This is a genomic window from Bradyrhizobium sp. Cp5.3, assembly GCF_000426265.1.
Lineage (GTDB): Bacteria > Pseudomonadota > Alphaproteobacteria > Rhizobiales > Xanthobacteraceae > Bradyrhizobium > Bradyrhizobium neotropicale.
On the sequence record NZ_AUFA01000010.1, the window covers coordinates 209697 to 234119 of the forward strand.

Annotated in this window: 34 protein-coding genes and 1 pseudogene; 23 read left to right on the top strand and 12 right to left on the bottom strand. The window is 64.3% G+C overall.

Annotated features, from left to right (window positions below; translation table 11 throughout):
• Window positions 1–191 precede the first annotated feature (191 nt).
• Window positions 192–419: a DUF2798 domain-containing protein gene (locus K289_RS0116815; RefSeq protein WP_027552597.1), complete on the bottom strand. Its 228-nt coding sequence runs from the start codon at window positions 417–419 to the stop codon at window positions 192–194.
• Between the two features lie 388 nt (window positions 420–807).
• Between K289_RS0116815 and K289_RS0116820 the strand changes: the two genes are divergently transcribed.
• A complete protein-coding gene (locus K289_RS0116820) occupies window positions 808–996 on the top strand; it encodes a hypothetical protein (RefSeq protein WP_027552598.1) in 189 nt (62 codons plus the stop codon).
• 192 nt (window positions 997–1188) lie between these two features.
• Window positions 1189–1422, top strand: coding sequence for a hypothetical protein (locus K289_RS0116825; protein ID WP_027552599.1), 234 nt, complete (start codon window positions 1189–1191; stop codon window positions 1420–1422).
• Window positions 1423–1452: 30 nt separating this feature from the next.
• Here K289_RS0116825 and K289_RS0116830 read toward each other — a convergent pair whose 3' ends face one another.
• Both K289_RS0116830 and K289_RS0116835 read right to left on the bottom strand, forming a co-directional pair.
• Window positions 1453–1707 carry a hypothetical protein gene (locus K289_RS0116830; protein WP_027552600.1) on the bottom strand — a complete coding sequence of 85 codons (255 nt, stop codon included), beginning with the start codon at window positions 1705–1707 and terminating at the stop codon, window positions 1453–1455.
• Between the two features lie 106 nt (window positions 1708–1813).
• Complete coding sequence (locus tag K289_RS0116835) at window positions 1814–2107, bottom strand: hypothetical protein (RefSeq protein ID WP_027552601.1); 294 nt, start codon at window positions 2105–2107, stop codon at window positions 1814–1816.
• Window positions 2108–2485: 378 nt separating this feature from the next.
• Between K289_RS0116835 and K289_RS0116840 the strand changes: the two genes are divergently transcribed.
• Entirely contained in the window at window positions 2486–2950 is a 465-nt protein-coding gene (locus K289_RS0116840) for a PaaI family thioesterase (RefSeq protein ID WP_027552602.1), read from the top strand.
• Window positions 2951–3083: 133 nt separating this feature from the next.
• Here the strand turns inward: K289_RS0116840 and K289_RS0116845 are convergent, their stop codons facing one another.
• On the bottom strand, window positions 3084–3377 hold the full coding sequence (locus K289_RS0116845) for an HdeA/HdeB family chaperone (RefSeq protein ID WP_027552603.1): 294 nt from the start codon (window positions 3375–3377) through the stop codon (window positions 3084–3086).
• A gap of 184 nt (window positions 3378–3561) precedes the next feature.
• On the opposite strand from K289_RS0116845, the gene K289_RS0116850 reads away from it, so the two are divergent.
• Complete coding sequence (locus K289_RS0116850; protein ID WP_027552604.1) at window positions 3562–3804, top strand: PilZ domain-containing protein; 243 nt, start codon at window positions 3562–3564, stop codon at window positions 3802–3804.
• 383 nt (window positions 3805–4187) lie between these two features.
• On the opposite strand, the gene K289_RS0116855 is transcribed toward K289_RS0116850, so the two are convergent.
• A complete protein-coding gene (locus K289_RS0116855) occupies window positions 4188–4421 on the bottom strand; it encodes a hypothetical protein (RefSeq protein WP_027552605.1) in 234 nt (77 codons plus the stop codon).
• A gap of 152 nt (window positions 4422–4573) precedes the next feature.
• Between K289_RS0116855 and K289_RS0116860 the strand changes: the two genes are divergently transcribed.
• The 4 genes from K289_RS0116860 (at window position 4574) to K289_RS0116875 (ending at window position 6579) form a co-directional block, all read left to right on the top strand.
• Entirely contained in the window at window positions 4574–4978 is a 405-nt protein-coding gene (locus tag K289_RS0116860; RefSeq protein WP_027552606.1) for a hypothetical protein, read from the top strand.
• A gap of 98 nt (window positions 4979–5076) precedes the next feature.
• On the top strand, window positions 5077–5658 hold the full coding sequence (locus tag K289_RS0116865; RefSeq protein ID WP_027552607.1) for a bifunctional transcriptional activator/DNA repair enzyme AdaA: 582 nt from the start codon (window positions 5077–5079) through the stop codon (window positions 5656–5658).
• A 10-nt stretch (window positions 5659–5668) separates the two neighbouring features.
• Complete coding sequence (locus tag K289_RS0116870) at window positions 5669–6139, top strand: PaaI family thioesterase (RefSeq protein WP_035684907.1); 471 nt, start codon at window positions 5669–5671, stop codon at window positions 6137–6139.
• Between the two features lie 113 nt (window positions 6140–6252).
• Window positions 6253–6579 (top strand): hypothetical protein, encoded by a 327-nt coding sequence (locus K289_RS0116875; RefSeq protein WP_035684910.1) that lies wholly within the window; start codon window positions 6253–6255, stop codon window positions 6577–6579.
• A 52-nt stretch (window positions 6580–6631) separates the two neighbouring features.
• Here the strand turns inward: K289_RS0116875 and K289_RS0116880 are convergent, their stop codons facing one another.
• Window positions 6632–7099: a DUF6691 family protein gene (locus tag K289_RS0116880; protein WP_027552610.1), complete on the bottom strand. Its 468-nt coding sequence runs from the start codon at window positions 7097–7099 to the stop codon at window positions 6632–6634.
• 5 nt (window positions 7100–7104) lie between these two features.
• The gene (locus K289_RS0116885) at window positions 7105–7533 is read right to left on the bottom strand and encodes a YeeE/YedE family protein (RefSeq protein ID WP_027552611.1); all 429 of its coding nucleotides are present in this window, start codon (window positions 7531–7533) and stop codon (window positions 7105–7107) included.
• A 192-nt stretch (window positions 7534–7725) separates the two neighbouring features.
• On the opposite strand from K289_RS0116885, the gene K289_RS0116890 reads away from it, so the two are divergent.
• The 3 genes and pseudogenes from K289_RS0116890 to K289_RS52310 all read left to right on the top strand — a co-directional run.
• Window positions 7726–8913 (top strand): GNAT family N-acetyltransferase, encoded by a 1188-nt coding sequence (locus K289_RS0116890; protein WP_027552612.1) that lies wholly within the window; start codon window positions 7726–7728, stop codon window positions 8911–8913.
• Between the two features lie 207 nt (window positions 8914–9120).
• Entirely contained in the window at window positions 9121–9573 is a 453-nt protein-coding gene (locus K289_RS0116895) for a universal stress protein (protein ID WP_027552613.1), read from the top strand.
• Window positions 9574–9997: 424 nt separating this feature from the next.
• Window positions 9998–10091, top strand: a pseudogene (locus tag K289_RS52310) (universal stress protein); the annotation flags it as partial.
• A gap of 37 nt (window positions 10092–10128) precedes the next feature.
• Here K289_RS52310 and K289_RS0116900 read toward each other — a convergent pair.
• Together K289_RS0116900 and K289_RS0116905 are read right to left on the bottom strand one after the other, a co-directional pair.
• Window positions 10129–10794 carry a DsbA family oxidoreductase gene (locus K289_RS0116900; RefSeq protein ID WP_027552614.1) on the bottom strand — a complete coding sequence of 222 codons (666 nt, stop codon included), beginning with the start codon at window positions 10792–10794 and terminating at the stop codon, window positions 10129–10131.
• A gap of 82 nt (window positions 10795–10876) precedes the next feature.
• Window positions 10877–11698 carry a helix-turn-helix domain-containing protein gene (locus tag K289_RS0116905; RefSeq protein ID WP_027552615.1) on the bottom strand — a complete coding sequence of 274 codons (822 nt, stop codon included), beginning with the start codon at window positions 11696–11698 and terminating at the stop codon, window positions 10877–10879.
• A gap of 101 nt (window positions 11699–11799) precedes the next feature.
• On the opposite strand from K289_RS0116905, the gene K289_RS0116910 reads away from it, so the two are divergent.
• Window positions 11800–12030: a hypothetical protein gene (locus tag K289_RS0116910; RefSeq protein ID WP_198024722.1), complete on the top strand. Its 231-nt coding sequence runs from the start codon at window positions 11800–11802 to the stop codon at window positions 12028–12030.
• A 31-nt stretch (window positions 12031–12061) separates the two neighbouring features.
• The gene (locus K289_RS0116915; protein WP_027552617.1) at window positions 12062–12460 is read left to right on the top strand and encodes a hypothetical protein; all 399 of its coding nucleotides are present in this window, start codon (window positions 12062–12064) and stop codon (window positions 12458–12460) included.
• Between the two features lie 145 nt (window positions 12461–12605).
• Here K289_RS0116915 and K289_RS0116920 read toward each other — a convergent pair whose 3' ends face one another.
• Window positions 12606–13166: an SET domain-containing protein gene (locus K289_RS0116920; RefSeq protein WP_027552618.1), complete on the bottom strand. Its 561-nt coding sequence runs from the start codon at window positions 13164–13166 to the stop codon at window positions 12606–12608.
• Window positions 13167–13361: 195 nt separating this feature from the next.
• Between K289_RS0116920 and K289_RS0116925 the strand changes: the two genes are divergently transcribed.
• Window positions 13362–13937, top strand: coding sequence for a hypothetical protein (locus K289_RS0116925; protein ID WP_051310609.1), 576 nt, complete (start codon window positions 13362–13364; stop codon window positions 13935–13937).
• Here K289_RS0116925 and K289_RS0116930 read toward each other — a convergent pair.
• Window positions 13934–14656, bottom strand: coding sequence for a TetR/AcrR family transcriptional regulator (locus tag K289_RS0116930; protein ID WP_027552620.1), 723 nt, complete (start codon window positions 14654–14656; stop codon window positions 13934–13936). The genes K289_RS0116925 and K289_RS0116930 overlap by 4 nt on opposite strands.
• A 104-nt stretch (window positions 14657–14760) precedes the next feature.
• On the opposite strand from K289_RS0116930, the gene K289_RS0116935 reads away from it, so the two are divergent.
• From K289_RS0116935 to K289_RS0116955, 5 genes are all read left to right on the top strand, one after another.
• Window positions 14761–16161 (top strand): carotenoid oxygenase family protein, encoded by a 1401-nt coding sequence (locus K289_RS0116935; RefSeq protein WP_027552621.1) that lies wholly within the window; start codon window positions 14761–14763, stop codon window positions 16159–16161.
• 248 nt (window positions 16162–16409) lie between these two features.
• Window positions 16410–16985, top strand: a complete 576-nt coding sequence (locus K289_RS0116940; RefSeq protein ID WP_027552622.1) for a hypothetical protein — start codon at window positions 16410–16412, stop codon at window positions 16983–16985.
• A 12-nt stretch (window positions 16986–16997) separates the two neighbouring features.
• Window positions 16998–17549: an inner membrane-spanning protein YciB gene (locus K289_RS0116945; RefSeq protein WP_027552623.1), complete on the top strand. Its 552-nt coding sequence runs from the start codon at window positions 16998–17000 to the stop codon at window positions 17547–17549.
• A gap of 96 nt (window positions 17550–17645) precedes the next feature.
• A complete protein-coding gene (locus tag K289_RS0116950; RefSeq protein WP_027552624.1) occupies window positions 17646–17942 on the top strand; it encodes a hypothetical protein in 297 nt (98 codons plus the stop codon).
• Between the two features lie 15 nt (window positions 17943–17957).
• The gene (locus K289_RS0116955) at window positions 17958–18881 is read left to right on the top strand and encodes an SH3 domain-containing protein (RefSeq protein ID WP_027552625.1); all 924 of its coding nucleotides are present in this window, start codon (window positions 17958–17960) and stop codon (window positions 18879–18881) included.
• A 178-nt stretch (window positions 18882–19059) separates the two neighbouring features.
• Here K289_RS0116955 and K289_RS0116960 read toward each other — a convergent pair whose 3' ends face one another.
• A complete protein-coding gene (locus tag K289_RS0116960; protein ID WP_027552626.1) occupies window positions 19060–20715 on the bottom strand; it encodes a fumarate hydratase in 1656 nt (551 codons plus the stop codon).
• A gap of 225 nt (window positions 20716–20940) precedes the next feature.
• On the opposite strand from K289_RS0116960, the gene K289_RS0116965 reads away from it, so the two are divergent.
• The 4 genes from K289_RS0116965 (at window position 20941) to K289_RS0116980 (ending at window position 24060) form a co-directional block, all read left to right on the top strand.
• On the top strand, window positions 20941–21420 hold the full coding sequence (locus tag K289_RS0116965) for a hypothetical protein (protein ID WP_027552627.1): 480 nt from the start codon (window positions 20941–20943) through the stop codon (window positions 21418–21420).
• A gap of 214 nt (window positions 21421–21634) precedes the next feature.
• Complete coding sequence (locus K289_RS51600) at window positions 21635–21808, top strand: hypothetical protein (protein ID WP_198024723.1); 174 nt, start codon at window positions 21635–21637, stop codon at window positions 21806–21808.
• Between the two features lie 352 nt (window positions 21809–22160).
• Complete coding sequence (locus K289_RS0116975) at window positions 22161–23303, top strand: helix-turn-helix transcriptional regulator (RefSeq protein ID WP_063614148.1); 1143 nt, start codon at window positions 22161–22163, stop codon at window positions 23301–23303.
• A gap of 82 nt (window positions 23304–23385) precedes the next feature.
• Window positions 23386–24060, top strand: coding sequence for an isoprenylcysteine carboxylmethyltransferase family protein (locus tag K289_RS0116980; RefSeq protein WP_027552629.1), 675 nt, complete (start codon window positions 23386–23388; stop codon window positions 24058–24060).
• Window positions 24061–24423 lie beyond the last annotated feature (363 nt).

Sequence of the window (24423 nt, forward strand, 5' to 3'; positions counted from 1 at the left end):
GCTGGCGGTGATGCAGCGGCCACATCCTGATTCGCACGTCGGCCTGTCAGGCTGCCGTAAGCTGAGCCAGCTAGGGTCGAGTGGCTATGGTGTTGCAGCCCAGCACCTCAGCCTCCAATAACCTTTGCCCCGCCTGGCTCTCCCCTGGCGGGGCTTTTTTCGTCCCACTGTGGCCAAAACACCGGCTCCCCTTACTCCCGCGTCAGCCGCAACGAGAACGACCGGATCGCGGGTGCCGCCAGCAACACGATGGGCAGCATCGCGAGCCAGGCGATCAGCCACGAGGCCAGCCAGTGCTGGACGAACAGCAACGTCCCCGCGGCCGGAAAGCTGGCAATGCCCGCCGCGATCAGCGAGGTGAGACCGGACTGGATGACGCCGAAGACGAAATGACTGTGGCGTCGGGGAATGCCGAGCATGATGCGCGCCTTTGCTGAGTGCCGCCATCAGGCGAAGCAAGGCACGTGCCGCGGGTCGCTCCAAAGTGCGCCCTGCAGCTCCGCGAGGCCCCCGCGACTCCGCAGTGGCTACTTCAGCGACGTGCTCACAGAGCCGGAGGAGGAAGAGCGGCCGGCGCGGAAACCTGCGCCGATATGGCTAATTTTCCCCGAATCTCAATCAAATAGCCCGTGGTTCTCCGGCCGTGAACGGAGTTCCTGTGTCAGTCATCCTGTCTTACGGAGCGCGCGCGCTTTCAAGATTGCCGTGAATTGTCCATGGCTTGACGGCAAATTTTGACTCGTCCGCGGAATACTCCGACCGCCAACATGTTTAGCCGTGATGGACGGTGAATCGTGGAGGTCGGCCATGAATCACAGGGGCGTCGAGTTCACTGTCGCCAAGACGGCTATTCCGGGTGTCTGGCAGTGGCAATTCCGGATCGGCGACCAGATCAAGACCGGCAAGACCGAGACGAAGATCGATCTTCTGGCGATCAGGCGCGCGCAGCTGCGCATCGACCGGGAGTTGAAGGCGATCGCGCGCAAGACGGCCTGAGCCGGACGGACAGAGAGCAGCGTTCTCCAGGCGCCTGCGGGCGGCAACTGGACTGTTTGCTCCGGGGGTGGCTGGTTCGGGCCACCCTGCGCGCACATATTCCGTAAAGGCCCGGAATTGATCTGCCGGCGGTTTGGGATTGCACTGACCGCCATGGCCCGGGGGCGCGGCCTTACGCGATCGGTGTCAGCCATGCCGCAATATTTCTTTCGAATCCGGAACGGTCGTTATTCCGGCTGTGCGGATCAGGCGACGGAATTTGCCGATCGCAATGCGGCCTGGAAGGAGATGACCAGCGTCTGCGCCGACATGGCGTCGGGCATCGCCCGCAAACTCAGCGAAAATTCCGAGTGGCACATGGAGCTCCTGGATGAATCCAAGGAGCCGGTGTTCCGCATCCGCATCGTCGCGGAATCCTTCGATTAGGCTCGACGCCAAATCGCGAATCGCCATGCCCTAGTCGGCGCTGGGCAGCCGCCGCATGGTGAATTCGATGTCGCCGCTGGGCAGCTCGCGCCAAGTCTCGACTTCGCTCATATAGCCGGCCTTGGGGTAGCGGGCGAAGAAGGCCCGTGCCTTCGCGCGTGCCGCCGCGCGCGGCAGGGTGAAGGTCTCGCGCAGATAGCCGTCGCTCGGCCGCGCCGCCGATCCGACGCCCGCCCTGCGCCGGCGCGCCATCCGCTCGGCGAGATCCCGCGGACGATCGGCCATGTCTCACCTCCTCAACTCAGCACTTTCCGAAAGATGTAGGAAGAGGCTGGCGAAGGGGGAGTCCCGCCGGGGGCCGCCTTATGGAGGCAGCCCCGGCCGGGTCCGGTCAGTTGGCCGCGGCGGTGCCGGCCTTGGGCTTCTTGGTCGTGGTCGCGGCCGAGGCCTTCGGCGCAGCCTGCTTCGGCGGATCGGAGCGCATGCCGCCCCAGGGATCGCTCGACGTCTTGGCGTCCGGGATCTTCTTCAGGGTGTCCTTGTAGGCGCGCTCGCGCTCGGCTTCCGCGGCCTTCTCATCGTCGGTCTTGCCGGGGCCATCCTGCAGCAGGTTGATATGGGGCGCTTGCGCATAGGCCGGCCCCGCGAGCACGGCCAGAACCGCCGCCATACGGAAAAGCTTCATCAGTCACTCCTTGATCATCGACAGAGGGCGGATCACCGCGCGCTCGTCATCCTTGTCGCAGCCTCGTTACGGCCCCTTATCACGGTTCTTGGCACCGCACGCCCCGTCAGCCCGACCTGCACGATTTCGGCGAATGCAGCCAATCGTCCCAGATCGGGCCGCATTTGGTGCACCCGTTCAGAGCAAGGCCGAGCGCGGCCAGGCAAAACACCAAGACAAATCGACGCAACATCGTCCACCCACTGCCAAGGGCCGCATTTTAGAAGGTGAAGTCGGGCATTTTCAAGCCGACGGACGCCTGCCAGACCGGGTGACTTTGCCGCGCCAATGCGGGCAGAATGACCGAAACAACCGGCAACGGACGAGGAAACGACAGCAATGCAATCGCAGTCAGAACCGGCATTCGGCATCGACGAGGCCAGACGCGTGCTCGGCGAGGTCTTTGCACCATGGGTTCAGGATCTCGGTCTTTCCGTCGAGCGCATCGACCACGTCGCGCCGCAGGATCTGCCGGACTGGCAACCGGGCGCAACCCTGCGCATGGCTTTTTCGGAACGCCTGTGCCGGCATGGCGGCGTGGTCTGCGGCCAGGCCCTGATGGCGCTCGCCGATACCGCGATGGTGATCGCGATTCTCGCCGCCAATCGCGGCTACCGGCCGATGACCACCGTCGACCAGACCACGCATTTCATGCGCCCGGTCGCCTCCTCCGACGTGCTGGCGGACGCGCGCGTCGTGCGGCTCGGGCGCACCATGAGTTTCGGCCGCGTCACGCTGCTCTCCGCCACCGACAACAAGCCGGTGGCGATGGTCTCGAGCGCGTTCGCGATGCTGCCGGGGTGAGCATGATCGACAAGATGGAGAGCCGCGCGCGCAAGGCGCGTCGCGGCTCCCGTCGTTGATCATGCAGAGACGTCGATCATGCCGCAGGACATGAAGCGCGATTCCGATCGCGCTTGAGCGTTACCTTGGGACCTTACTTGCCGAGCACTTCGTCGGCCGCGGTGACGATGCTCACGTTCGGATTTTTTCCGCAGTAGGAGCCGAACTGCTTGGCGTTCTCGACGAACACGTCGGTGTCGATGATCGCGTTGTCCTCGTCGCCCTTGTACCAGCCGTCCATCCAGGTCAGCACCAGCTTGATGGTGTCATCGCCGCTTTCGAGGAATTGCTTGCAGCTCATGGTCGAGAGATCGAATTTGGTGGCGTGGGCGGGGACGGACGACAGCGAGAGAGCTGCGACGAACAGGATCGAAAGCGTGGTCTTCATCAGTATCTCCATCGGCGCGCGGCGCCATAAAGGAACGGCTTTGAGGGAAAAGTCAGCGGAAGGAACGTCCCCGCTTCAGTTTCGTAAACGAAGTCTGAAGCGCTGTGCAAGTAGCGCCAGTATTGAATTCATTTCAACGTAATTTCTATGCACTACTTCACAATCGTCACCATGGATCGACACGATGATCGAGAAGCGTGCAGCGCAGCGTCACCGGGTTTTCAAGGGCGGTACGATCACCTTTGAAAGCAGCGGAATCGCGTGCACGGTGCGAAATATGTCGGACGGCGGCGCGGCGATCGATCTGGATGGCTCTGTCATGCTGCCGCCATCGTTCACGCTGTCCATCACGCGCGACAATTTCGTACGAAATTGCCGCACGGTATGGCGCAACGACACGCGCATCGGCATTGCCTTCGTGCAATAGCGCACGCAATGTGAACGCCTGTTCGCATCACATACACAACACGCGATCATGCAACTCCGGCACATCCGTGTGGCGTCGTTCACGCAGGACCGGTCGCGACGTCGCGGCCAACGGCCGGCGACGATTTGATCCGACGCTCTCGGCGCGATGTCATGCCAATGTCGCGATCGGATCCCACCGTCGTCACCACAACATCATCGGCGCGAGTTCAAAGGCCCGGACGAGATTGCGGACGTTGCCGGGCGTGATCCGCTGCTCGGCCTCAAGGCTCTCCAGGGGATGCGGAGCAACGTCCGGGAGACACGCTGCAAGGCGGCGCTCCTCACCACGTTCGCAGCCACCCAGGGGTCGGGTGGCGGGCGTGTCTCAGCCCTCGCCTCTTTTCACTTCGATTTCTTCGCGGGATCGCTCGGGCGCGCCCCGCCCCACGGATCGTACTTTTCCTTGGGCTCGGGAATCCGCTCGAGGGCAGCCTTGTAGGCCTTCTCATCGACCTTCGGTTTATTGTCCGCCTTGGGGGCATCATTGCCGGGCTGGTGCCGGCCGCCGCCCATCTGGGCCTGCGCCGAGGCGGCCGTCAGTGCCAGCACCGCAGCCGCAATGACCATGATTCTCATGGATGCAATCCCCCTCGTCCGGGATACAAACTAGCCCGCAATCCCGTAATAGCAAATCCCGTTTCCCATCCCCCTTCAGCAAATGTTGATCGGCGGGGACTTCGCCGGGTCGCATTCGTGCCTATCTGTTTGCCCGCGGGGGGACTTCGCGGATGTTTCGGATTGTTGCTCATGTGGCGCTGCTTGCTGCCGCGCTGGCGCTCGGTGCGTGCGGCTTTGCCGACAGCCGCGCGCCTGTGCCCGAGTTCATGCGCATCAAGGAGGCCGAGCAGCCACCGCCCGAGCCGCCCCCGGACGTCAAGCGCGTGGTGCGCGAACAGATCGACGTGGTCTTCCTCACGACGTCCTATCCGCGCGAGATTCACGTCGCCGCGCCCCATCATGAGGTGCGTGGACCGGGCTGGACGGCTTGCGTCCGCGCGCAGCTCACCTCGGCGACCGGTACTACGCTGGGCATCCAGACCTACATCGTGACGATCGCCGGCGGAAAGGTCGTCGACCGGCGCCGCGCCGAGCCAGACGACATCTGTGGGTCGGAAACCTACGAGCCGATCTAGCGACTGTCGAGGGAGCGGCTCGCCGCCCATCGGACGTTTTCGGACATGGTCACCAGACCGGACTCGCGCCGCGAAAATGCGGCCGCTATAGCGGCTCCATGCTCGACTTCGATGGACGATATGAAGCCCTTCGCCGCCGCGACGCCGCGCTGGACGGCGTCATGTTCGTCGCGGTCAAGACGACCGGGATCTATTGCCGCCCGGTGTGTCCGGCGCGCACGCCGCTCGCTCGCAATGTGACCTTCTATCGTAGCGCGGCCGCCGCCGAGCACGCCGGCTTCCGGCCCTGCCTCAGATGCCGTCCCGAAACGGCGCCGTTCTGCCCTGCGTGGAACGGCACCAGGACAACCGTCGAACGCGCGTTGAGGCTGATCGAGAACGGTGAGCTTGACCGGAGCAGCGTGGACCGGCTGGCCGAACGGCTCGGCGTTGGTCCGCGCCATCTGGCGCGCCTGTTCGCGCGCCATCTCGATGCGTCTCCGCTGCAGGTGGCGCTGTCGCTCCGAATCCAGCGCGCCAAGCGCCTCATCGATGCAACCGATCTTCCCATTGCCACGGTTGCCGACCGATCCGGCTTTTCCAGCACGCGACGCATGTGCACGGCCTTCACGCGCCTTTACGGTCGTCCACCTTCGGCATTCCGCAGAGCGGTCAGAACGTCAAAGCTCGAAAATGGTTGAGGGAGATCGCATGACCACCAGGATCTACGGGACGGTCAGTCCCGAACAACAGAAGCAGATGAGCGGCCTCGAGTTCGTGCAAGGCCTTGCGGGGAGAACCTTGCCTCTCAACACCATCGCGCAGACGCTTGGCTATGACGTGGTGGAGGCCGAGAACGGTCGCGTCGTCGTCGCGCTCGTGCCGACGGCCGCGCACCTCAACCCGGCCGGCACCGTCCACGGCGGCCTCACGGCCACCCTGCTCGACAGTTGCATGGGGCTCGCCATTCAGTCGACTCTCGACAAGGGAATCAGCCAGACGACGCTTGAATTCAAGATTTCGCTGGTGCGGCCCATCACGCCGGAGACCGGCCTGATCCGGGCCGAGGGCAAGGTCTTGAATTGCGGCCGTCGCATCGGAACGGCCGATGGGCGCGTGACGGACGCCAAGGGCCGGTTGCTGGCCCACGGCACGACGACGTGCCTGATCTTCACTGCCTGAAATCGCGGGAACCAATCGTCGCACGGTCCGGTTCCGGGAAAAACATGAATGTCCCCCGGAACGAACACCGCCTCCTCTTCTTGTTACCGCCGAGGGCAGTACCGCAGGAGAAGATGATGAGGACGTTCACGATCGCGCTGCTGGCGGGCGTCGGAGCCCTGGCCGCAGCAGGCGGCGCAAAGGCCGCTGACTTCTACACGACCAGCGAATATGCCAGTCCCGATCTCGTTCAGCAGGTTCGGCTCGTCTGCGACGACGCCGGCCGTTGCTATCGCACCCATCGTGGCGCGCGCGTGATCGTGGGCGACTCCTATGCCAGAATGCCGCGCGACCGCTATTACGAGCGCCGCACCTATCGCGACTGGGATGACGGCCCGCGCGCCGGCGTCGGCATCCGCGCGCCCGGCGTCAGCGTGGGCATCGGCGCCGATCGCTATTGATCGCTCCTTGACTTGAGGGACCGGGCAAGAATGCGGCCCGGTCCCGCCCACGTCAGGTTTCGAGCGGATCGGCCGGCGTGACGAAGCGTGCCGATGACGGCAGGTGAGCGATGAAGCGGGCCAGTACCATGCCAGTAAACATCGCGGCAACGAAGATGAAGGCGGAGGCCGAGCCAAATCCGAGCGCAGTCAGCGCCGGCCCTGGACAGAAGCCAGCCAGCCCCCAGCCGATGCCGAAGATGGCGGGACCGGCGACAATTCTCGCATCGATATCCGTTCGCGTCGGAACGTAGAAGCGTTCGGCGAAGAAAGGCCGCGCGAGTTTCAAGACGCGGTTGAAGCCGATGAAGGTCACGGCCACGGCGCCGGCCATCACGAAAGCGAGGCTCGCGTCCCACGTCCCAGCAGGAATGCCGCCGACATCGAGGAAGTTCAGCACCTTTGCCGGGTTCGACATGCCGGAGACGATGAGGCCGAGACCGAAGATCAGACCGATCGCAAATTGGATGAGAATAGCCATCGTCGTCAGCTCCAGTGCCGCATCACGAAAACGGTGGCCATGCCCGCCGCCATGAAGGTGATGGTCGCGACCAGCGAGCGCACCGAGAGCCGCGACAGGCCGCAGACGCCGTGGCCGGACGTGCAGCCGCTGCCCCACACCGAGCCGAAGCCCGTGAGCAATCCGGCGACAATCAGGACCGGGGTTCCTGCTGCAATCGTCTGCGCCGGCAGGCTACCGGTGGCAAGCCGCACCAGCACGGGTACGGCAATCAGGCCTGCTATGAAGGCGAGCCTCCCTGCGAACTCGCGGTCCTCGTAAGGCGGAAACAGCCGCGCCGCGATGCCGCTGACGCCTGCGATCCGTCCCCTTGCCCACATCAAGAGCACGGCGGCCAGACCGATCAACGCCCCGCCCAGGAGCGAAGCAATCGGTGTAAAAGGCGTGGCGATCATTTTGATCCTCCGGATCGAAAGCACTCTTTGCGCATTCAACGCAGCATCCAGCGGCTTGCCGCCGCGATGCTCAATGAGACGTTAACAATACCACTCGAATTGACGCGGCGTCCCAACGGTATTTTCCAATCTTTGCGCTAAGCATGTCCGCGTGACGCGGCTTTTGCCCGCGTGAACGGGGAACGACGGGACGTGGTCGACATCGCGCACCAGGCTGCGATCAATCCGGCATCTGCAAATGACGCCGTGCCGGCACGTGCGCTGGTCCCGGTCACCGCGATCGAACCCGGCCCATGGCGCGCGCTCGCGCAATGCGCCATCGAACCGAATGGCTACTATTTGCCTGCCTGGGAACTCGCCGTCAGCGCGACGGCGCAGGGCCGCACCGGCGCGCTGGCCTTGCGCGCATTCGATGCGTCGTCGACGCGGCTGATCGGGCTGATGCCGGTCACTTCGCTCTGGCGCGCGTGGAAGATTCCGCTGCCCGCGCTGGTGAGCGCCCATCCCTATGGCACGCTGTGCAGCCCGCTGATCGACGGCAACTCCGCGTACGACGCTGCCGCACGTTTGCTTCAGCAAGCGCGCGAGGCCGGCGCGCATGCGCTAATCCTGCGCGAGGTCGCACTCGACGGCGCGGCAATGACATCGCTGAAGGAAGCTCTCGGCCGGACCGGTCTGAAGCCGCGCGTGCTGAGCTCCTACGTCCGTGCCAGCCTCAATGCGACCCAGGACGGCGAAAAGCTGCTGCAAGAGGCGCTCGGCACGAAAAAGCTCAAGGAGCTGCGGCGCCAGCGCCATCGTCTCGAAGGGCACGGCCCCGTCGTGTTCGAGGTGGCGCGCGGGGTAGACGAGATCAGGCCGGCGCTCGAGACCTTCCTGCAACTCGAAGCCAGCGGCTGGAAAGGTAAGCGCGGCACCGCGCTGGTCCAGCATGCCGGCGACGCGACGTTCATCCGCCGCGCCGTGCCGGCGCTCGCGGAGACCGCGCAATGCGAGGTCGTCAGCCTGCGCGCAGGCACGACGCCGGTCGCCGCCGGCATCGTGCTGCGCCATCAGGACCGCGCCTTCTTCTTCAAGCTCGGCATCGACGAGCGCTTTGCGAAATATTCTCCGGGCGTGCAACTCGCCGTCGAGCTCACCCGCCACCTCTGCAGTGATCCCGCCATTGCGAGCGCCGATTCCACCGCGAACGCCGACCATCCCATGATCAACCCGATCTGGCGCGGCCGCTTCGCGATCGGCGACGTGCTGATCCCGCTCCGGCGACACGATCCGGTCGTGGCGCTCATTCACGCGGCGCTGTTGGCGCACGGTGCCGCCTACGAGGCGGCGCGGCGCGTAGTCCATTCAATAAGACGGGCAAATCGTCCGGCAACCTAGCTGACAAGGCCGTGCACTCACAAATCGGGGCGCCTGGCTCAGGCTCCCTGATGTCCGCTTGCCCGCCAACAGCGGCGTAACAGTGGACTTGCACTGACGCTCGTTGGTCCACGAATGAGCTTCGAGATTGGCCCGTAGACGGACGGCGACTATCGGATCACTATAGGCAAGGATCCACTTTTGTTCGACGAGCAAGGGACCCCCCGCATGTACGCCAACATTCTCTTGAGCACGGATGGATCGGATGTCGCGAAGAAAGGCGTTGAGCATGGGATCGCTTTAGCGAAAGCCCTGAACGCTAAAGTGACAGTTATCACCGTAACTGAACCGCTGCCGGTCTACTATGGGAACGGACATGCCGCGGGGTGGATTCCCTCGGCGGAAGAGTTTGATCGCTTTGACGCAGCCTGCAAGGAACGTGCGGGCAAAGTGCTCGATGAAGCTCGAGCCATGGCGCAGCAGATCGGGATAACTGCAGAACTCTTGCATGTTCCGAATGCGCACCCAGCCACCACGATCATCGCAACCGCAAAGTCCAGAGGCTGCGACTTGATCGTCATGGCCTCTCATGGGCGTCGCGGGTTCAGGAAGCTATTGCTGGGGAGTCAAACATCGGAGGTCCTGGCGGACGGAAGCGTGCCGGTGTTGGTCGTGCGATAGCAGGCACCGCTGGCTTCGCGCGGGACGCCTGAACGCACGAGCTCTTCGGATTTGGGGCGTGGAGGGCAGCCTGCCATCGGTAGCAAGTGACGGCTTTCGAGCCCAAATCGCATGAAGCTTGCGGCGAGTTAATCTGCCTTACCAGAAAGATATTTGCAGCAGCGCGCATTCTGCGGTTGCTGAACCGTGGTGTTTCCACGGAAGCGTGGCCTCCTCGCCGCACGAGGGGTCTTTAGTGGAGGAAACACTCGGCCCGGAAGTCTCCCCGACCTTCCGGGTCGTTTTCTCAAATCGCGTGTGCCAACGGCATCCAGGTTGTGGCACGACTGACCGAGAGATTGATCTGTCTCAAGACTGTATCCGAAACGCAGCCCAGCTTGCATTTGGAAGGCAGCGCTACGTCCAGACAATCGGGAGGTGAAGCATGTACCAGCGTATCCTCATTCCGACAGATGGGTCGGAGCTGGCGGAACGCGGGGTGACGCATGGGTTGGCGTTGGCGAAATCCGTTGGAGCCCTCTTCCGCCTCGTGCAACAATCTCAATCTCCAGACGACTACTCCACCTCCTGCGCGTTGATCTCCGCCGACACCTGGCGGATGGCGCGTGCGAGCAGGTTCGGATCCTGCGCGCCGGAGACGGCGTATTTCTGCGCGAACACGTAGGTCGGCACGCCGGAGATGCCCTTGTCGGCGGCTTCCTGCGCGTCCGCCGAAACGCGCGCCACGTCATCGTCGGTGGCAAGGCGCCGCTGCACGTCTTCGGCGTCGAGCCCGACATCGGCCGCTGCCTGCACCAAGACGTTCACGTCGGTGAGATCGCCGCCGTCGCGGAAATACAGTTCCATCAGGCGCTGCTTCATCTCGGGCGCCCTGCCGATCGCCTCCGCCCACAGGATCAGGCGATGGCAGTCGATCGTGTTGGGCTGGCGCGCCACCATCTCGGGCCGGTAAACGAGCCCCTCTTCGCTCGCGGCCGCGACGACGCGGCCGGCAATGCCCTTATAGGCCTCGACCGAGCCGAACTTGGTGGTGAGATAGTCCTCGCGGCTGATGCCCTCGCGCGGCACCCAGGGATTGAGGAAAAACGGACGGAAGGTGAGCTTGACCGGCACGTCCGGAACGAGCGCGAGCGCGCTCTCGATCCGGTGCTTGCCGATATAGCACCAGGGGCACACCACGTCGGAGACGACGTCGATCTGGAGCGGTTTCAGCGTGCTCATATCAGACGTGCTCATGGGCGCCTCCTTCGGGCATTTAAGAGTTCGCCCAAAGATAGGCCGAACCTGCCCCGAGGCAAGGGCGCTACGACATGGCTGCCGCCATCTGCTTCAGCTTCTCGGCGGTGCGCTCATCGGCCGGAAAGAAAGTCTCCAGCGCCAGCTCCGACAGGGTGATGTCGACCGGCGTGCCGAACACCATGGTGGTGGAGAAGAAACTTAGTATCTCGCCCTCGTGCCGCAGCTTGAAGGGGATCGCGACATAGTCGCTCGACAGTGGCCCCGCGCGCGCCGGGATCGGATAGCTCTTGAGGTCGTTGTACAGCTTGATCAATTCGGGATCGGCGGTGGCCTCACATTGCCGGTGCAGCCGCTCCAGAAGATGCCCGCACCATTCGGCGAGATTGACCGTGCGCGGCGCCAGCGCCTCCGGGTGAAAGGCGAGCCGCAGCACGTTGAAAGGCTGGCCGAGCAGCCGCTGCGGAATGCCGTCGAGCAGCGGCGCCACCATGCGGTTGGCGGAGACCAGGTTCCAGTGCCGGTCCACCGCGAGTGCGGGATTGGGTTCATGCGCTTTGAGCACGAGGTCGATCGCCTGGCGGGCTGATTTCAAGGCGGGATCCTCCAGCGAGCGCTGCGGAAAGGCCGGCGCATAGCCAGCCGAGACCAGCAGCACGTTGCGTTCGCGCAAGGGCACGTCGAGACGCTCGGCGAGCTTGAGCACCATCTCGCGCGAGGGCGCGGCACGGCCGGTCTCGACGAAGCTCAAATGCCGCGCCGAGATCTCGGCCTCACCCGCGAGATCGAGCTGGCTCATGCGGCGGCGCTGCCGCCAGTCGCGCAAGTGATCGCCGATATGGATCGGCTGGCTTCGTTCGGCGCGTGCCGAGGATGCATGTGCGTTCATGGTCGAAAACCTAGCACGCGGGTTTCACCCCTTCCATTACCCGCCAGGTAATCGAATTGGATCTCGGGCCGGCGCATCTTCCGTCGCAACAGGAGATGACCATGATCGCGCTACTGCTCTACCGCACCCTCGCAGACCACCTTCTCCCCTGGGCTGTGACGTTCGCAACCCGGATGCTGGCGCGCGGCCTCAACATGCCGGAGCCGCTGGTGCATTCGACCGGCGACTATGTCGTCGCGCAGGTCGTCGCCTTCGAGCACAGCGTCGGCAGGAGCCTCTGCCCGTTCCGTCTCGCCCGCCTGCTCCGTGCCTGGTGGCGCGGATTGCACTGATCCACCCCCGAAGCAACAAAGGAGAACCACGATGATCTTCGCATCCACATTCCTGCGCCGCGCGCTCCTGGCCGATGCTGTCTTCAGCGGCATCGCCGCCCTCGGCTTCACCTTCGGCGCCGGCGCGTTCGCAGCGCTGTTCAACCTGCCCGAAGTGCTGCTGCGCGAAACCGGCCTGTTCCTGATCGCCTACACCGCGCTGGTCGGCTGGCTCGCCTCGCGCGCCTCGTTGCCGAAGGCGCTCGTCCTCCTCGTCGTGATCGCCAATGCGGCCTGGACGGTCGCCAGCATCGCGCTGCTGTTTTCCGGCGCAGTGTCGCCGAACCTTGCCGGCGAGCTCATGGTCGTTGCGCAGGCGATCGCAACCGGCGTGTTCGCCGAGCTGCAATATCTGGGATTGCGCAAGAGCGGGAGTGCGGTGACGGCATGAGCCCACGCGACAAGTCGCAGTCGTGGCCCGGCCGCTCACCACTGCCAGTCGTCGCCCGGCTTGCCGCCTTCGCTAAAGCTTCGGCGGCCGAGCACCCCCGTGGCCCGGCGGAGCCGGGGCATGACAGCGGAGTTGGAGGCTCGGGCTAAGCCTGCGCGCGACCGTTCGCGTTGCCGTAGGCGTGGCCGTTGAGCTTCTTCTTGGCGCTCCCCTTGGCACCGACCTTCTTGGGCTTGCGCTCAGCACGCGCCTTCGCCTTGACCTTCTCAGCCCGCGCCTCGGCGCGCAGCTTCTTGCGCTTCTTCTCGCAGGAGGCGCACTTGCAGCCGATCGGCTTCAGATAGGCTTTGAAATAGTCGGTGCCGTAGTCGTAGTTGATCTCGTCGCCCGGCTCGATGTTCTTGATCGCGCGGATAAAGACCTTGCGCTCGCGTGGACGCACATCGGACTCGGCGTTGGGCCGGCAGGAATGGTTGATGTAGCGCGCAAGATTTTTGCGCACGGAGCCGTCGATGGTCCAGCGGCCGTTGAGCTCGAACAAATATTTGTTCTCGATGTCGTCCTGCTCGGGAATGCGCGAGTCCAGGATCGGTCCGAAATAACGGATGATCCGGGTCCCTTTCTTGATCGGTTTGGTGGCGAAAAGACCGAGTCCGGTCTTGGAGCGGCCGACACGATAGGGTTTTTGCGAAGAGATGACTGGCATGATCGAGAGATAAAAGCGACGCGAACGAGACGTGGATGGGCTCAAGCGAAGCCGCTCTTCTAGAACGATTCAGCGCCCCTGTCAGGGCCCGTTTGAACCTTCCCCACAATGAAGTCGTCTGATGAAGAGAGTTCCAGGAAACGAGGGTTCGTCGTGAGGCGCGTCACATTCGGTTGCTTGTTCGGATGCTTCGCCATGCTGCTCGCTTGCGCCGGTCCCGATCGCGCCGGCGCCCAATCTCTGGGCAGTACCTATACCTCCACTGCGCCAAAGGATTGCCGCCAGGTCGGCAAGCCCAGCGAGCTCGACGGCAGCACCACGCGTGTCTGTCCGGGCAAGGCCGGGTTCGTGGTGCTGATCGACGAGGACGATCTGCGCGAGATCGTCTCGGTCGGGCGCACCCGCCGCGCGGCGGCCGAGGAGCCGGCCGCAAAAACCTGGTTCCATCCGTTCAATTCGTCCGAAGCCACCATCGAATGGCGCGCGGATGGCGCAAAACCCTTCGCGATCATCCAGCGCTGGCACATCGCCGACGGGGCCGACCTCGACAAGCGGGGACGGCCGAACACCAAGGCGCTGCTCGTGGTGACGCGGCTGCCGCCGGGACCGGTCTGCCATGTCGCCTATGTCGATGCTCTCGCCAATCCGAACGCCAACGCGCTGGCACGGCAGGCGGCGGATGATTTTGCCCGCAGCTTCCGCTGCGACAAGGACGAGGTGAAGGTCATCGGCGCATCGGGTCGCGCCGTCGAGCTCGCGACGATCCGCTAGGCCAGGAGCTTGCCCACGACGGTCGACTTCAGCATCGCTTCCAGCAGACTTTCGGCCGTCGTGCCCTTGGGCAGACGCCCGAGGATGTCCTCGAGCCGGCCATCGAGCAGCAACGTTGTGAAGCCATGGACCATCGACCAGGCCCGCGCGATCGCGGCGCCCTGGTCCAGCGTCAGCGCATCGCCGCTGATCTGCTCCTGCCGCATCGCGCCGATGGCGTTGGCGAGCCCGGCGAACGAGGCTTCGGCGGCCTCGTGCAGCGAGGGCCTGGAATAGTCGAGCCGCTCGGTGCGGAACATCAGCCCGTACATGCCGGGATGTGCCTGAGCATAGCCGACATAGGCCTTGGGCCGCGCCAGTGCGCGTTCGGCGGGTGTGGTGGCGGCGTTGCAGGCCGACCCCATGGCTTGGTTGAACTGGCGAAAGCCGATCGCCGCGAGCTCACTGACGAGGCCGGTGAGGTCGCCGAAATGATGGGTGGGGGCGGCATGCGACACGCCCGCCTCGCGCGCCACCGCGCGCAGCGTCAGGCCAGCGAGCCCGTCGCGCTCGAGCACACGCTCGGCCGCTTCCAGCAGCGCCGCGCGCAGCGCGCCGTGGTGATAAGGCGTCTCGGTCTTCGCGCTGGCCGCTCGCGGCGCAGGGCGAGGCCGCCCCGTGGCGGATGACGACCTGCGGACGCGGCGAGCTGTTTCAGTCCTGGTCTCGGTTTTGGCCATCACCAAGCTATATGACGCAATATTGACAGTGTAAAGATTTCACTTGACCGAAGTCGCCGCTTGCTCCATTTTATCTTTACGATGTAAAGATAGGGGGAGTTGTCGTGCAGCAGGATGCCTTCGCAGATCGCCGCAGCAATCTCGCGCCGATCCCGTTCGAAGCCGACGCACCGTTCCTCAAGATCGTCGGCGAACTGCCGCGCGAGCTGAACGGCACGCTGTATCGCAACGGCCCCAATCCGCAGTTCGAGGTACCGGGCGCGCACTGGTTCGTCGGGGACGGCATGCTGCACGCCTTTCACCTCGAGAACGGGCGCGCCAGCTACCGCAATCGCTGGGTCCGCACACCGAAATGGCTGGCCGAGCACGATGCCGGCCGTGCGTTTTTCGGCCATGGCTTCGGCGGCAAATTGCCGGACGCGCCTGCCGATGTGACCGACGGTGGCGTCGCCAACACCAACATCATCTTCCACGCCGGCAAGCTGCTCGCGCTGGAAGAACAACATCTGCCGACCGAGATCGAGCCGGGCACGCTCGCCACGCGCGGCTATTGCAACTACCAGGGCCGCGTCGCCGGCACCTTCACGGCGCATCCGAAGATCGATCCGGCAACCGGCGAGCTGGTGTTCTTCGGCTACAACGCTGCCGGGCCGTTCACGCCTGCCCTGTCCTACGGGTCGATCGATGCGTCAGGCAGGGCGACTCGCTTCGAGCGGTTCGAGGCGCCCTACACCGGCATGGTGCACGACTTCATCGTCACCGAGAACCACGTGCTGTTTCCGATCCTCCCCCTCACCGGCAGCAAGGAGCGCGCGATGACAGGCCGGCCGCCCTACGCCTGGGAGCCGGAGAAAGGCGCCTATGTCGGCGTGATGAAGCGCAAGGGCAGCGCGAAGGACGTCGTATGGTTCCGAACCGAGGCCTGCTACGTCTTCCACGTCATGAATGCGTGGGAGGAGAGAAATCGCATCGTCGCCGACGTCATGCAGTTCGAAGAAGCGCCGCTGTTTCCGCATCCCGACGGCTCGCCCACCAATCCCGAGAAATCGTTCGCGCGCCATTGCCGCTGGACCTTCGATCTCGCTGGCAATACCGACCGCTTCCAGCGGACCTATCTCGACGACCTCACCGGCGAATTTCCCCGCGTCGACGATCGCCGCGCCGGCTTGAAGAGCCGTCACGGCTGGTACGCCTGCGCCAATCCGAGGCTGCCGATGTTCGGCGCACTGTCCGGCATCGTCCATGTCGACGGCAATGGCCGGCGGCTCGGGCAATATCTGCTGCCGGCCGCCGACACCATCTCCGAGCCGGTGTTCGTCGAGCGATCGAAGGATGCTCCTGAAGGCGATGGCTGGCTGCTCGCGGTGATCTGGCGCGCGCGAGAGAACCGCAGCGACCTCGCCGTGTTCAACGCCACCGATGTCGAAGCGGGCCCCGTCGCGCTGGTGCAACTCGGCCACCGCGTGCCGGATGGTTTTCATGGCAATTGGGTGGGGGCGCAGTAGTTCTCTCCGCCCCGTCATTCCGGGGCGCGACGAAGTCGCGAGCCCGGAATCCATTCGACCTCGGGTGATGTGGCCCGATGGATTCCGGGCTCACGCTTCCGCGTGCCCCGGAATGACGAGCGGAGATAGTGGGCCAGCCAAACTCCCACCTCACATAATTTTGACAGTGTAAAGATTCCCCTTGACGGCTCGCCGCCTCTGGATTACTCATCTTGACAATGTAAAGATCGGCTTGACCGAGGCGGCCCATGGCGATTTTCCTGATCCTTGCCCCTTACGGCGTCTATGCCTTCCTGATGCTGCTGACCTCTGCCACCGTCAGCATGTTCGCGGCGGCCGCGATCTGCCTGGCCACCATCGCGATCGACGCCGCCCGCGGCCGCTCGGTGAAGATCCTGGCGCTGGGCTCGGCGATCGTCTTCGCGGGGGTCGGCCTTTACCTCCTGCTGCTCAACCCGGCTCTTGGCACCCTCGCCGTCAAGCTGTCGGTCGATATCGGCATCTTCGCCATCTCGCTCGGCTCGATGCTGGTGCGGCGGCCGTTCACCCTGCAATACGCGCTCGAAGCCGTCCCGGCCGAGACCGCGGCGATGCCGGGCTTCCTGCGCGCCAACTACATCATCACCGGCGCATGGACTGCGGCTGCCCTGCTGATGATGGCGTCCAATATCGTGCTGCTCTATGTCCCGGGCCTGCCGATCTGGTCGAGCCTGGCGGTCGCCTTTGCCGCCCGCAACAGCGCGATCTATTTCACAAAGTGGTATCCTGAGTATCGCAGGATCAAGTACGGTGAGCCGGCCGGCGCACTGCCCAATTCCCGGTGAACAGGATCGACGATGAAGGACGTATTCGCCCGCCTCGCCTCCGACTTCCTCTCCGCCATCGTCTTCCTGGTCATCTATCTCATCACCGACAATGTCATCCTGGCGACGTCGGTGGCGATTGCAGGCGCGATCGCGCAGGTCATCTACGCCCGTGTCAAGGGACGTCAGCTCAATTTCATGACCTATGCGAGCCTCGCGCTGGTCATCGTGCTCGGCGCAGTCACCCTGTTCACCAACGATCCCCGCTTCATGCTGGCAAAGCCTTCGATCGCGCATTTCGCGATCGGCGTCATCATGCTCAAGCGCGGCTGGATGCTGCGCTACATGCCACCGATCGTCGCCGAGAACGTTCCGGAATATGTGACCGCCGCGGGTTATCTCTGGGCCGCGCTGATGTTCGTGATCGGCGCCGGCATGATCGCGGTAGCCTCGACCGGCGATCTGAAGCTGTGGGCGTTCTACATCTCGGTGGTCGCGGGCGGCGCCAAGATCCTGGCCTTTGCCGTGCAGTATGTCGTTCTGCGGCTCATCGTCACAAGCCGCCTGCGCGCGCAGCGCGCCTAACACAGCGTTAGGCGCACGCCGCAAGTTGGGCTATAGGCTCGGCGCTGGACCGGCCGCGGATCGTCGCGGTTCGCCGGATTATCTTGGGAGACGGGAATGGCCGTAGACGGTAACTGGAATCTGACCATGACGACCCCGATGGGCGAGCGCCAGGCGACGCTGACCCTGCTGAGCTCCGGCGGCACCCTCACCGGGACGCAAGGCGCAGACGGCAATTCCGCCGAGATTTTCGACGGCACCATCAGCGGCGACGCGATCAACTGGAAGGTCTCCATCACCAATCCGATGCCCTTGACGCTCGAGTTCATCGGTAAGGTGTCTGGCGACAGCATGAACGGTGAGATGGGTATCGGCCCGATGGGCAGCTTCCCGTTCACGGGCACGCGGGTGTAAGGCTCGCGGCGAACCGTGCGCGCTCTCCGCCTCATCGCGGCGGCGATCCTGTGTGTCGCGACACAGACGGCGGCACGCGCGGATGACACCGAACCGGCGTGGCGCGCAAGCGCGCTCGCCCTGGTCCCGCCGGGCTATGTGGCGGGTCAAGCCTATCGGACCGATGGAGCGACCGGCTACCTCGCCATCTACCCCGCGACGTCGAACGATCCGAAGATACCGGCCAGCGTGTTCGCTGCACGCCAGGCGCTCGTCGTGACGTTGACGGGCGATGCGACACGCGCCGTGTCGGCTGAATTGAAGCCGCGCGCGGCGCCCGATCCGGACAACGACGACACTGATTTTGCAAAGCTGCACGGCGAACTCGCTGCGAAGCGCGCGACGTTGCCCGAGGGCACCGAGCCCTGCGACCTCGGCGCCTGGTCGATCGACAAGGACCCCAATGGCCTCAACGTCCGCGCCGAACCGTCGGTGAAGGCGCGCGTGCTCGGCACGCTGCCGCCGCCGTATCGGCTGAAGCTCGGCGGCCGCGAGAACACCCCTGACGGCGGCTGGCTCACCGAATTCCGCATCATCGGCTTCAAGGACGGCTGGTTCCTGATCGAGGGCGCCAAATCGCCGGGCAAGGACTACGAGGACGAGAAGCTATATCCGCGCAATGCGCCAAAGCCCTATGCCGGGCGGGGCTGGGTCGCCTCCAACAAGGTCGGCGCGAACTACGCCAATGGCTTCACACGCGCCGGCGGGCTGTTCCAGGCTCCATTCGTCGACGCCAAGTGGATGCCGGCCCAGCACGAACTCGGCGGTCCGATTGACGGCGACGGCGGACCGAAGCGCCTGTTGGCCTGCAGCGGTCTCTGGGGCCTGGTCGAAAGCTACGATGGCGTACGCGGCTGGTGGCGCTCGCTCTGCTCCAATCAGGTCACGAATTGCAGCTAGGGCTCTACTCCCCCCTCCCCCCGTTTTTACGGGAGAGGGTTGGAGTGAGGGGCTGCTTCCACAATCACGGTAAGAGATGGACTCGCGGAGAGTCCCCCTCACCCGGATTGCTTTCGACGATGCTCCGCATCGACGAGCGCAATCCGACCTCTCCCCGCAAGCGGGGAGAAGTGAAGAGCTAGCCCAGGTTCAACTCCTTGAAGAAGTCGTTGCCTTTGTCGTCGATGATGATGAAGGCGGGGAAGTCGACGACCTCGATGCGCCAGATCGCTTCCATGCCGAGCTCGGGATATTCGAGCACCTCGACTTTCTTGATGCAGTGCTCGGCGAGGTTCGCCGCCGCGCCGCCGATCGAGCCGAGGTAGAAGCCACCATACTTCTTGCAGGCCTCGCGCACGGCCGGGGCGCGGTTGCCCTTGGCCACCATCACCATCGAGCCGCCGGCGGCCTGGAACTGGTCGACGAAGGAATCCATGCGGCCCGCGGTGGTCGGACCGAACGCGCCGGAGGCGTAGCCCTCGGGCGTCTTGGCGGGGCCGGCGTAGTAGACCGGATGGTTCTTGAAATAGTCCGGCAGCGGCTCGCCCTTCTCCAGCCGCTCGCGCAGCTTGGCGTGCGCGGAGTCGCGCGCGACGATCATGGTACCGGTCATCGAGACTCGCGTCTTGATCTGATGCTTCGCAAACGTCGCCAGGATGTCCTTCATCGGCTGGTTGAGATCGATCTTGACGACCTCGCCGCCGAGCGACTGCTCGACCTGCGGCAGATATTGCGCCGGATTGTGCTCGAGCTCTTCCAGATAGACGCCGTCCTTGGTGATCTTGCCGAGCACCTGGCGGTCGGCCGAGCAGGACACGCCAAGCCCGATCGGCAGCGAGGCGCCGTGACGCGGCATACGGATGACACGCACGTCGTGGCAGAAATATTTGCCACCGAACTGCGCGCCCACGCCCAGGCTTTGCGTCATCTTGTGGATTTCCTTCTCCATCTCGACGTCGCGGAAGGCATTGCCATCAGGCGAGCCGTGGGTCGGCAGCGCGTCGAGATAGCGGGCGGAGGCGAGCTTCACCGTCTTCATGCACAGCTCGGCCGAAGTGCCGCCGATCACGATGGCAAGGTGATAGGGCGGGCACGCCGCGGTGCCGAGGGTAAGGATCTTTTCCTTCAGGAAGGCGAGCAGCCGGTCCTTGGTCAGCACCGAGGGCGTGGCCTGGAACAGGAAGCTCTTGTTGGCGGAGCCGCCGCCCTTCGCCATGAACATGAACTTGTAGGCGTCATCGCCCTCGGCGTAGATCTCGCATTGCGCCGGCATGTTGTTGGCGGTGTTCTTCTCCTCATACATCGACAAGGGAGCGACCTGCGAGTAGCGCAGGTTGCGGCGGAGATACGCATCGCGCGCGCCCTCGGACAGCGCCGCCTCGTCGTCGCCATCGGTGATGACGTTGCAGCCCTTCTTGCCCATGATGATCGCGGTGCCGGTGTCCTGGCACATCGGCAGCACGCCGCCAGCGGCGATGTTGGCGTTCTTCAGGAAGTCGAGCGCGACGAACTTGTCGTTCGGGCTGGCCTCGCCGTCCTCCAGGATCGAGCGAAGCTGCTTGAGATGGCCGGGGCGCAGATAATGGTTGATCTCGCCGAAGGCGGCCTCCGACAGCGCCCGCAACGCCTCGCGCGACACCACCAGCATGTCCTTCCCGAGGACCTTCTCGACCCGGACACCCTCGCTCGTGACCTTCTTGTAGGGCGTCTCGTCCTTCCCCAGCGGGAACAGCGGAGTGTGCTTGTAGGGCGGGACAGGCTTAGACGGGTCGGGAAAGGCGGTGGGAGCGTTCATGGGGTCGATCTCGGGTTTTGGAGCCCTCGCGCGGGCCGCTAGCATAGAAGCGTTCTAAGCATTTTTGCCATAAAGGGAAGGCGCTCTGGCGCGGCCTGGGCATCCCGATTCGGTCCCCCTTGGGGGCCATTTTCGGGCGGTGTCCCGCCACAGGCGGGCGCCGGCCGCCCCCTTGCACTCTGCCTGCGCCAACGATTGAATACACACCCGAAGGGGCTTTTCATCATGACATTGAATTTGAAATTTCGCGGCGCAATTCTCGTTGCCGTCGCCATCACCGGTCTTGTCGCTCTCGCCTCGCCCGCGCGTGCGGACCAGTGCGACGACATCGCCAAGCAGCTCGCCAGCGGCATCGACAAGCTGAAGGTCAACTTCAAGGCCGCCAACATCATTTATCTCACCCATCCGGCGGCGAAGGAGCTGTCGCTCGGCTGCCGCGCGCAGGGGCAGAACTACTCCAACGAGCTCTATGCCAAGGGCGAGCGAAAGCCGACGCCGCAGTTCTATGATCTGGTCGCCTCCGCGTCCGCGATCATCTTCACCCTGCCCAAGGACGACACCACGACCGGCGCCTCGCGCTGCCTGAAGCGCATGGGCATGTTGCGCGGCGACAAGGTGGTGATGCGCTACAAGCGCCTCAACATGGAATGCACGCGCACGAAAACGGAAGCCGCCATCGCGATCACGCGGCCGAAGGACGAGTAGGTCGGCGCGCACCACTCTTGCCACACGCACGGCGACACACGTGTCGTGACGCCGCCTAAACGGGGAGGATGGTCGTTCCCTGAAATGACGCCAAGACGGACGCGAAAGCCAGCCGTCACCCGCACCAGATCCATCGCATTTTAACGATCGCCTTGACGGAAGTTTCGCCTCTCGCAGGTCACTGTCGACTGTTTCAATCTGTGAGGATCTGTGGATGAGTGTTTCCAGCGTTGCGCCGCCGCCGATCGCGATCGTGGTGCCGAGCTACGACACGACCAAGCAGCAGGACGATCAGAGCAAGACCAAGGACAACGATCCGACCTACCAACCACCGCCGCCCGCGCCGCTGCCGCCGGGTCAGGGCACGCGGATCGATCAGCTCGCCTGATCCGTCCATTTCGAGGTGAAGCGCCCGATCCGGTTGATCGGGCCTTTGGCGCACGATCGTCGCCGCGTCCGCTGGGACGCCCCATTGGCCTTCAGCCTGTTCCTCGCCACTTCCGCCCTGCTCGACCCTCCCGGCGCTCCAGCACCAGGCCGGCTTCCCTCAGCGGCCCGCAAGTGCTGCAACACCGCCGGTTGCGATACGCTAGACCCTTCACGACGCCCACCGCGGCACTCTCCCCTTCGCACGCGATGCGCTCGTAAACCGCCCGCCGCGCCGCGTGCTTCAAATGTGATCCGGCTCATCAAATTTCGGCGTCCGACGTGCTCATGTGTGAGGCCGAACGAGCCCATCCATGCGTCTGTGGGACAAGCCAATCGAACTGAATGAGAAGCTGCTCTCGCTGGTGGCGGACATCTACGATGCATCGCTCGACGATTCCCGATGGACGACGACCCTTGGCAGCATTGTCGACCTGGCGGGCGGCCAGGGCGGCGGTCTGGTCTGGATCGGGGCCGCCGGCGAGGCCATGATCTCGCATGCCGTCGGTGTCGAGCCCGCCCATGTTCAGTCCTACATCGAAACCTACGAGCCATTCGATCCGTCGCGCGGCGTGCTCCACGCGCCGGTCGGTCAGATCCAGACGATCAGGGACTGGATCGATGTCGACGAATTCCGGACGACCAGGTTCTACAATGAATGGGCGCGGCCGCAGGGCCTCGAGGACGCCGCCAATATCCTGCTCCACAAGTCTGCCGAGGGAATATCCCGCCTCTCGATCATGAAGGCCGGCAGTGCTGTCGATCGCAGGATGTATCAGGTGATCTCCCACCTCACGCCGCACGTGCAACGGGCCATGCTCGTCAGACAGAAGCTGCAGCAGCAGAACGCATTGGAGGCGACGTCGGCCCGTACGCTCGACGCCCTGCAAACCGCCGTCCTGCTGCTCGATGCCGACGGCAATATCACGCACTCCAATGCGAGCGCGCGAGACATTCTGGACGAGGCCGACGTCCTTCGTTCGGTTCATGGTCGGCTCGTTATGTCCGACCTGAATGCCGATCGTGTGCTGCGGCAGGCGCTGGCGGGCACGGTTCTCGGCGACCGAGCGATGACGAGCGCGAGCATTTCGCTGCATCTGATGGCCCGCGACGGCTCCCGTTATGTCGGGCACCTTCTGCCGCTGACCGCCGGGCGCCGGCAAATGTTCGCGGCCAGCTATGAGGCCTGCGCCGTCCTGTTCGTCAGCAAGGCAGCGCTCGATACGATCGTCGCGCCCGACCTCATCCGGAAGCTCTTCAAGCTGACGCCGGCCGAGCTGCGCGTGTTCCTGTCCATTGTCGAGATCGGCGGGGTTCCTGACGTGGCCAGAAGCATGGGCATCGCCGAAACGACGATCAAGACACATCTCGCCAGAATCTTCACGAAGACCGGAACCAAACGACAGGCGGATCTTGTACGGCTCGTGGCGGCCTTTTCACCACCCATCAAGATCTGAAGTCAGCCTTGTGGCGTCGGCCGCACGTTTGTCGGAAAGAAATGCTAGCAGTGTGCCGGCGTGGAATGGAACCAGATCGACCATGATCGCACGGCTGCTGTTGCAGAACACGATCTTCGTCGTCGCGATGGGCGCGCTGTTGTTCGCGTCTGCCGGCACGATGCACTGGCCCGGTGCCTGGGCGCTGCTGATCGCCTCCGCCATACTCGGCCCGCTCTCCGGCTGGTGGCTGTACCGGCTCGATCCGGCGCTGCTCGCCGAACGCCTTCGCCCGGTCATCCAGAAAGACCAGCCGTCCGCCGACAAGGCCTTCATGGCCGTGTTCATTCTGGTGATGCTGATCTGGCTGATCGCGATGGGGCTCGAGCGGCGACACCACACCTCCGACATGCCCCTCGCCCTGCAGGCGCTCGGCTTCGTACTGTACCTGGCATCGACGCTGTTCACGCTGTGGGTGTTCCGCGAGAACTCGTTCGCCGCGCCCGTGGTGAAGCTGCAAGCGGAGCGCGCCCAGCGCGTGATCTCGACGGGACCGTACGCCCATGTCCGTCATCCCATGTACAGCGGCTTGATCCTGTTCTTCACCGGCATGCCGCTGCTCGTGGGCTCGTGGTGGGGCCTTGCGCTCGCCCCCGTCTTCCTCGTCCTGTTTGCGATCCGCATCCGCATCGAGGAACGCACATTGAGAGAAGGCTTGCCGGGCTACACCGATTATGCCGCGCGGGTGCACTACCGCCTCGTGCCCGGCATCTGGTGACGCATCGCTCCTTCGTGCACCCGAAAAAATGCATCCCCTCCTCCGATCAGCCGACGCGGCCGCAATCTGACTTGGCTACACACGGCGCGCCTGCCACGACTTCGGTCCGACTTGGCAAACGGGAGAGACGATGATGTTCTGCAAGCCACCCTGCCCCGACGAGCGTTGCCTTTTCCCCGTTGGCGGCAGCGAAGCGCCCGCATGTGAAGATGCCGTTCGGGCACCGCCCGACACGCTCCTCAACTTGCGCGACGCCAAGCCTGCGCGCCCGACTTTGCTGATGTTCCTGCGCGCCACGGCGCGATCGATGCGGTGGTCATCGAGAGCATCGATCTCATCCGGAGCCTTGATCACCGGGCGGAA

Excerpts from the sequence above, each read along its gene's own strand:
- K289_RS0116815 (WP_027552597.1), bottom strand. The coding sequence starts at position 419 with ATGCTCGGCATTCCCCGACGCCACAGTCATTTCGTCTTCGGCGTCATC.
- K289_RS0116820 (WP_027552598.1), top strand. The coding sequence starts at position 808 with ATGAATCACAGGGGCGTCGAGTTCACTGTCGCCAAGACGGCTATTCCG.
- K289_RS0116825 (WP_027552599.1), top strand. The coding sequence starts at position 1,189 with ATGCCGCAATATTTCTTTCGAATCCGGAACGGTCGTTATTCCGGCTGT.
- K289_RS0116830 (WP_027552600.1), bottom strand. The coding sequence starts at position 1,707 with ATGGCCGATCGTCCGCGGGATCTCGCCGAGCGGATGGCGCGCCGGCGC.
- K289_RS0116835 (WP_027552601.1), bottom strand. The coding sequence starts at position 2,107 with ATGAAGCTTTTCCGTATGGCGGCGGTTCTGGCCGTGCTCGCGGGGCCG.
- K289_RS0116840 (WP_027552602.1), top strand. The coding sequence starts at position 2,486 with ATGCAATCGCAGTCAGAACCGGCATTCGGCATCGACGAGGCCAGACGC.
- K289_RS0116845 (WP_027552603.1), bottom strand. The coding sequence starts at position 3,377 with ATGAAGACCACGCTTTCGATCCTGTTCGTCGCAGCTCTCTCGCTGTCG.
- K289_RS0116850 (WP_027552604.1), top strand. The coding sequence starts at position 3,562 with ATGATCGAGAAGCGTGCAGCGCAGCGTCACCGGGTTTTCAAGGGCGGT.
- K289_RS0116855 (WP_027552605.1), bottom strand. The coding sequence starts at position 4,421 with ATGAGAATCATGGTCATTGCGGCTGCGGTGCTGGCACTGACGGCCGCC.
- K289_RS0116860 (WP_027552606.1), top strand. The coding sequence starts at position 4,574 with ATGTTTCGGATTGTTGCTCATGTGGCGCTGCTTGCTGCCGCGCTGGCG.
- K289_RS0116865 (WP_027552607.1), top strand. The coding sequence starts at position 5,077 with ATGCTCGACTTCGATGGACGATATGAAGCCCTTCGCCGCCGCGACGCC.
- K289_RS0116870 (WP_035684907.1), top strand. The coding sequence starts at position 5,669 with ATGACCACCAGGATCTACGGGACGGTCAGTCCCGAACAACAGAAGCAG.
- K289_RS0116875 (WP_035684910.1), top strand. The coding sequence starts at position 6,253 with ATGATGAGGACGTTCACGATCGCGCTGCTGGCGGGCGTCGGAGCCCTG.
- K289_RS0116880 (WP_027552610.1), bottom strand. The coding sequence starts at position 7,099 with ATGGCTATTCTCATCCAATTTGCGATCGGTCTGATCTTCGGTCTCGGC.
- K289_RS0116885 (WP_027552611.1), bottom strand. The coding sequence starts at position 7,533 with ATGATCGCCACGCCTTTTACACCGATTGCTTCGCTCCTGGGCGGGGCG.
- K289_RS0116895 (WP_027552613.1), top strand. The coding sequence starts at position 9,121 with ATGTACGCCAACATTCTCTTGAGCACGGATGGATCGGATGTCGCGAAG.
- K289_RS0116900 (WP_027552614.1), bottom strand. The coding sequence starts at position 10,794 with ATGAGCACGCTGAAACCGCTCCAGATCGACGTCGTCTCCGACGTGGTG.
- K289_RS0116905 (WP_027552615.1), bottom strand. The coding sequence starts at position 11,698 with ATGAACGCACATGCATCCTCGGCACGCGCCGAACGAAGCCAGCCGATC.
- K289_RS0116910 (WP_198024722.1), top strand. The coding sequence starts at position 11,800 with ATGATCGCGCTACTGCTCTACCGCACCCTCGCAGACCACCTTCTCCCC.
- K289_RS0116915 (WP_027552617.1), top strand. The coding sequence starts at position 12,062 with ATGATCTTCGCATCCACATTCCTGCGCCGCGCGCTCCTGGCCGATGCT.
- K289_RS0116920 (WP_027552618.1), bottom strand. The coding sequence starts at position 13,166 with ATGCCAGTCATCTCTTCGCAAAAACCCTATCGTGTCGGCCGCTCCAAG.
- K289_RS0116925 (WP_051310609.1), top strand. The coding sequence starts at position 13,362 with ATGCTGCTCGCTTGCGCCGGTCCCGATCGCGCCGGCGCCCAATCTCTG.
- K289_RS0116930 (WP_027552620.1), bottom strand. The coding sequence starts at position 14,656 with ATGGCCAAAACCGAGACCAGGACTGAAACAGCTCGCCGCGTCCGCAGG.
- K289_RS0116940 (WP_027552622.1), top strand. The coding sequence starts at position 16,410 with ATGGCGATTTTCCTGATCCTTGCCCCTTACGGCGTCTATGCCTTCCTG.
- K289_RS0116945 (WP_027552623.1), top strand. The coding sequence starts at position 16,998 with ATGAAGGACGTATTCGCCCGCCTCGCCTCCGACTTCCTCTCCGCCATC.
- K289_RS0116950 (WP_027552624.1), top strand. The coding sequence starts at position 17,646 with ATGGCCGTAGACGGTAACTGGAATCTGACCATGACGACCCCGATGGGC.
- K289_RS0116960 (WP_027552626.1), bottom strand. The coding sequence starts at position 20,715 with ATGAACGCTCCCACCGCCTTTCCCGACCCGTCTAAGCCTGTCCCGCCC.
- K289_RS0116965 (WP_027552627.1), top strand. The coding sequence starts at position 20,941 with ATGACATTGAATTTGAAATTTCGCGGCGCAATTCTCGTTGCCGTCGCC.
- K289_RS51600 (WP_198024723.1), top strand. The coding sequence starts at position 21,635 with ATGAGTGTTTCCAGCGTTGCGCCGCCGCCGATCGCGATCGTGGTGCCG.
- K289_RS0116975 (WP_063614148.1), top strand. The coding sequence starts at position 22,161 with ATGCGTCTGTGGGACAAGCCAATCGAACTGAATGAGAAGCTGCTCTCG.
- K289_RS0116980 (WP_027552629.1), top strand. The coding sequence starts at position 23,386 with ATGATCGCACGGCTGCTGTTGCAGAACACGATCTTCGTCGTCGCGATG.